Source organism: Paenisporosarcina sp. P4_E4_2 (genome assembly GCF_056401595.1).
On record NZ_JBFUJC010000225.1, the window covers coordinates 1 to 5177 of the forward strand.

7 protein-coding genes are annotated in these 5177 nt (G+C 39.0%); all 7 read left to right on the plus strand.

Annotated elements, in window-relative coordinates:
- Positions 1 to 577 (plus strand): AMP-binding enzyme (locus AC1DSB_RS14015; RefSeq protein ID WP_477586925.1); only part of this gene is annotated, 577 nt, incomplete at its 5' end.
- 89 nt (positions 578 to 666) lie between these two features.
- The gene (locus AC1DSB_RS14020; RefSeq protein WP_477532050.1) at positions 667 to 1248 is read left to right on the plus strand and encodes a TetR/AcrR family transcriptional regulator; all 582 of its coding nucleotides are present in this window, start codon (positions 667 to 669) and stop codon (positions 1246 to 1248) included.
- A gap of 18 nt (positions 1249 to 1266) precedes the next feature.
- Positions 1267 to 2040, plus strand: a complete 774-nt coding sequence (locus AC1DSB_RS14025) for an enoyl-CoA hydratase (RefSeq protein WP_477586926.1) — start codon at positions 1267 to 1269, stop codon at positions 2038 to 2040.
- 25 nt (positions 2041 to 2065) lie between these two features.
- The gene (locus AC1DSB_RS14030) at positions 2066 to 2839 is read left to right on the plus strand and encodes an electron transfer flavoprotein subunit beta/FixA family protein (protein ID WP_016426736.1); all 774 of its coding nucleotides are present in this window, start codon (positions 2066 to 2068) and stop codon (positions 2837 to 2839) included.
- 37 nt (positions 2840 to 2876) lie between these two features.
- The gene (locus AC1DSB_RS14035; protein WP_477586927.1) at positions 2877 to 3851 is read left to right on the plus strand and encodes an electron transfer flavoprotein subunit alpha/FixB family protein; all 975 of its coding nucleotides are present in this window, start codon (positions 2877 to 2879) and stop codon (positions 3849 to 3851) included.
- Positions 3852 to 4101: 250 nt separating this feature from the next.
- Positions 4102 to 4416, plus strand: coding sequence for a thioredoxin (gene trxA, locus AC1DSB_RS14040; RefSeq protein WP_477586928.1), 315 nt, complete (start codon positions 4102 to 4104; stop codon positions 4414 to 4416).
- A 98-nt stretch (positions 4417 to 4514) separates the two neighbouring features.
- Positions 4515 to 5177, plus strand: a 663-nt coding sequence (gene uvrC, locus AC1DSB_RS14045) for an excinuclease ABC subunit UvrC (RefSeq protein ID WP_477586929.1), incomplete at its 3' end; no start/stop codon positions are given.

Genomic DNA, 5177 nt, shown 5'->3' on the forward strand with positions numbered 1-5177 from the left:
ACTTAAAGGGTCTGTCGGTGTACCTTGGCCAGATACTGAAGCAGCAATTTTCCAAGTTGATTCAACTGAGCCAATGCCTCCACATGAAATTGGTGAAATTTGTGTGCGCGGTCCACAAATCATGAAAGGTTATTGGAACCGTCCTGAAGATACTGAAAATACAATGCGCGATGGATGGTTATTAACTGGTGACTTGGGGTATATGGATGAAAAAGGGTTCTTCTATGTTGTAGATCGTAAAAAAGATATGATCATTGCAGGGGGATTCAATATTTATCCGCGTGAAATTGAAGAAGTGCTATACGAACATCCAGCCATCCAAGAATGTGTTGCCATCGGTGTACCTGATCCTTATCGAGGGGAAACCGTGAAAGCGTATGTTGTCCTAAAAGAAAACGAGCATGTTTCAGAAGAAGAATTAAATACTTTCTGCAGAGAACATCTGGCAGCGTTTAAAGTGCCTAGAATCTATGAATTTAGAAAAGAGTTACCGAAAACAGCAGTCGGGAAAATTCTTCGACGGAATTTAGTTGAAGAAGAAAAAGATAAATATAGAGAAGCTAGTGCAACGTCGTAACATTTCTTGACAACGTTAGTACTTCAGTTTAAGATGAAATTGTGAATGAACACTCATTCATAATTTCATCTTTTTTGGTGGTGGTATCTATGAAACGAGACAAACCGAAATTCAAACAAATAATTGACGCAGCCGTAGTAGTGATTGCAGAAAATGGGTATCACCAAGCACAAGTTTCTAAAATCGCGAAACAAGCAGGCGTCGCTGATGGAACCATATATTTGTACTTTAAAAACAAGGAAGACATCTTAATTTCCGTCTTCCACGAAAAAATGGGCTTATTTGTAGAAAACCTGAAAAAAATTATAAGTGATGGAACGACATCATCCGAAAAATTATTAAAAATGGTAGAAAATCATTTTCGCGTATTAGCAACAGATCATCATTTAGCCATCGTGACTCAATTGGAACTAAGACAGTCCAATAAAGACATTCGCTTGAAAATCAATGAAGTGTTAAAAGAGTACTTAATGTTGCTCGATGATATTTTAATTGAAGGATTGGAAAATGGTGAATTTCATGAAGAATTAGATATTCGTCTTGCGCGACACATGGTCTTTGGTACAATTGATGAGACGATTACTACTTGGGTGATGAATGAACAGAAGTACGATTTGATGAAATTGGCACCGAAAGTTCATCATTTATTAATGAGTGGTATGAAATCATAAGTGAAGGGATGGACGTGTATGGAGTTTTTGAGTTGGACTGTAGAAAATTACGTTGCGAAAGTAACGATTAATCGACCGCCGGCAAATGCATTATCACGAGCACTTATTCTCGAGGTAAACGAATTACTGAATGCTGTTGAACATGATGACAGCGTTCGTGTCATCGTCTTACACGGAGAAGGACGTTTCTTCTCAGCGGGCGCGGACATTAAAGAGTTTACTTCAATCAAAACAGGGGAAGAGTTTTCAGAATTGGCTGCAAGTGGACAAGAAATCTTTGAACGCGTTGAAAGATTCTCAAAACCGGTGATTGCTTCCATTCATGGAGCTGCACTTGGTGGAGGACTGGAACTCGCAATGAGTTGTCACATTCGCATCGTATCTGAAAATGCTAAACTTGGATTGCCAGAATTACAACTTGGTCTGATTCCAGGTTTTGCGGGCACTCAGCGCCTACCACGTTTAGTTGGGATGCCGAAAGCAGCAGAAATGTTGTTTACGAGCGATCCGATCAGCGGTTTGGAAGCGGTTCAATGGGGCTTGGCGAACCGTGCCTATGCGGAAGAAGAGTTGCTGGCCAATACAATGGAAATTGCAACTAAAATTGCTAAGAAGAGTCCGGTTGCATTAAAAGCTGCAATTGACATGTTACAATTCGCTAAAACGTATGCCTATGATGAAGGTGTGAAAGCTGAAGCACACTCTTTTGGAACCGTTTTCATTTCAGAAGATGCACAAGAAGGCATTTCAGCATTTATCGAAAAGCGCGAACCATCGTTCAAAGGAAAATAATGAAAAGTATTGGGAGGTCTGCATCATGAATATTTATGTGTTGGTAAAACGTACATTTGATACAGAAGAAAAGATTGTCGTTTCTGGTGGCAAAATTCAGGAAGACGGCGCTGAATTCATCATTAACCCTTACGATGAATATGCAATTGAAGAAGCGATTCAAGTCCGCGACGCACACGGTGGCGAAGTGACTGTATTGACAATTGGTGGGGAAGAAGCTGAAAAGCAACTTCGTACAGCTCTTGCAATGGGTGCTGATAAAGCAGTTCTGATTAACACTGAAGATGATTTGGACGAAATGGACCAATTTACAGCTGCTCAAATATTGGCAGATTACTTGAAAGATAAAAACCCAGATTTAATATTAGCTGGTAACGTTGCCATCGATGGTGGATCTGGACAAGTTGGACCACGTGTTGCCGACTTGTTGGACATCAACTATGTAACAACTATTACTAAATTAGAAATTAACGGAACACAAGTTAGTATCGTTCGTGATGTGGAAGGCGATTCTGAAGTACTTGAAACGTCATTACCTTTACTTGTTACCGCTCAACAAGGTTTGAACGAACCTCGTTATCCTTCTTTACCGGGTATTATGAAAGCGAAAAAGAAACCACTTGAAGAAGTGGAATTGGATGATTTGGATATCGATGAAGATGATGTAGAAGCAAAAACGGAGACAATAGAAATTTATTTGCCTCCTAAAAAAGAAGCAGGTCGCGTACTTCAAGGCGATCTTTCAAACCAAGTACAAGAATTGGTGCAATTACTTCGTACAGAAGCAAAAGTCATTTAATCGAATCTGAAGATTTGTAATTGGAGGGAATCACATCATGACAAAAAAAGTAATCGTACTGGGTGAAGCACGTGAAGGTGCTTTACGTAATGTATCTTTTGAAACTATCGCTGCAGCTAAGAAAATTTCAGGCGGTGGAGAAGTTGTAGCAGTTCTTCTTGGAGACTCTGTACAATCATTAGCAACTGAAATGATTCATTATGGAGCTGACCGTGCTGTCACTGTTGAGCATCCACACTTGAAATCGTATACATCTGATGGCTTCAGTCAGGCATTCATGGCAGTTGTTGAAAGTGAAAGCCCAGATGCAGTTGTTTTCGGACATACGGCATTAGGCAAAGATTTGTCACCAAAAGTGGCAAGTAAACTAAAATCAGGTCTTATTTCTGATGTTACTGATATCGAAGGAGAAGGTGCTGACGCTGTATTTATCCGTCCGATTTTCTCAGGTAAAGCATTCGAAAAAGTGAAAATCAAAGATGGGATTGATTTCATTACAATCCGTCCTAACAATATTGAACCTTTAGCTCACGATGCTAGCCGTTCAGGCGATGTTTCATCTTTATCTGTGGATATCACGAACCTTCGCACTGTCATCAAAGAAGTTGTTCGTAAATCAGCTGAAGGCGTAGATTTATCAGAAGCGAAAGTTATCGTTGCTGGTGGTCGTGGCGTGAAGAGTGAAGATGGATTTGAGCCGTTAAAAGAGTTAGCAAATCTTTTAGGTGGTGCTGTTGGTGCATCTCGTGGTGCATGTGACGCTGACTACTGTGACTACTCTCTTCAAATTGGTCAAACAGGTAAAGTGGTAACACCTGACCTTTATATTGCAGCAGGTATTTCTGGGGCAATCCAACATTTAGCTGGTATGTCAAACTCGAAAATCATTGTTGCAATCAATAAAGATCCTGAAGCAAACATTTTCAAAGTAGCTGACTATGGTATTGTTGGTGACTTGTTCGAAGTCATTCCAATGCTGACTGAAGAATTCAAGAAAATGAAAGCTAACTAATATTTAATAAGACTCCGTGAAGCGAAAGCTTGCGGAGTTTTGTTTTGGCAAAAAAAAAGAATGCTAGAAGACAAGAGATCATTTCTGCTTCAACTAAAATCCATGTTGGCAATAGAATGTTAACATAAGAATGAGCAGTGTTCATTATGTTCATTTTTAGCTATTAAAAGGTTGAGCAAAAAAGTAGAAGCACTATTTACCACATGCTATACTACGTTTAGAGTTTGTATTTAGAGGAGGATGTTTTAATATGGCAATTGTACACGGAACAGATCAAAGCTTTTCAAGTGAAATTTCAGACRGCTTAGTTTTAGTCGATTTTTGGGCACCTTGGTGTGGACCATGTAAAATGATCGCTCCAGTTCTTGAAGAATTAGATGCTGAGATGAGTGGCAAAGTAAAAATCGTAAAAGTTGATGTAGATGAAAACCAAGAAACAGCTAGCAACTTCGGGATTATGTCAATTCCGACATTGGTACTTTTCAAAGACGGGCAACCTGTCGATAAAGTAGTTGGATTCAACCCGAAAGAAGCTTTGGTTGAATTAGTAAACAAACACGCATAATCTTTTCAATTGGCGTTCTAGTCTTATATTGTAAAAGAAATATTATTAAAACCGGGTACCCATGGGCACCCGGTTTTTTTAAACAGGTGATGAAAATGATGAATGATTTAATTCAACAGAAATGTGCGATTTTACCTGATCAACCAGGTGTTTACTTAATGAAAGATCGCCAAAGCACTATTATTTATGTGGGCAAAGCCAAAGTGTTGAAAAATCGTGTGCGTTCTTATTTTACGGGGAGTCATGATGGAAAAACACAGAGACTCGTCCAGGAAATTGAAGATTTTGAGTACATCGTAACATCTTCAGATATTGAAGCTCTCATTCTGGAATTGAATTTAATCAAGAAGCATGATCCGAAATATAACATCATGCTGAAAGATGATAAAACGTATCCTTATATAAAAATAACAGGTGAAAATCATCCGAAATTGATAACAACCAGAATCGTTAAAAAGGATAAAGGGAAATACTTTGGTCCTTATCCAAACGCATATGCGGCGAGTGARACGAAAAAATTACTGGATCGTTTATACCCGTTACGCAAATGTCCGACATTACCAGATCGGGTTTGTTTGTATTATCATTTGGGCCAGTGTTTAGCTCCTTGCGTTAAAACAATCGAGCAAGACGCATACAGAAAAATTATTGATGAAATCACACGGTTCTTAAACGGTGGCTATCAGCAAGTCAAACAAGAATTGACGGAAAAAATGTCATCGGCAGCTGAGAACTTAGAGTTTGAAAGAGCAAAAGAATAC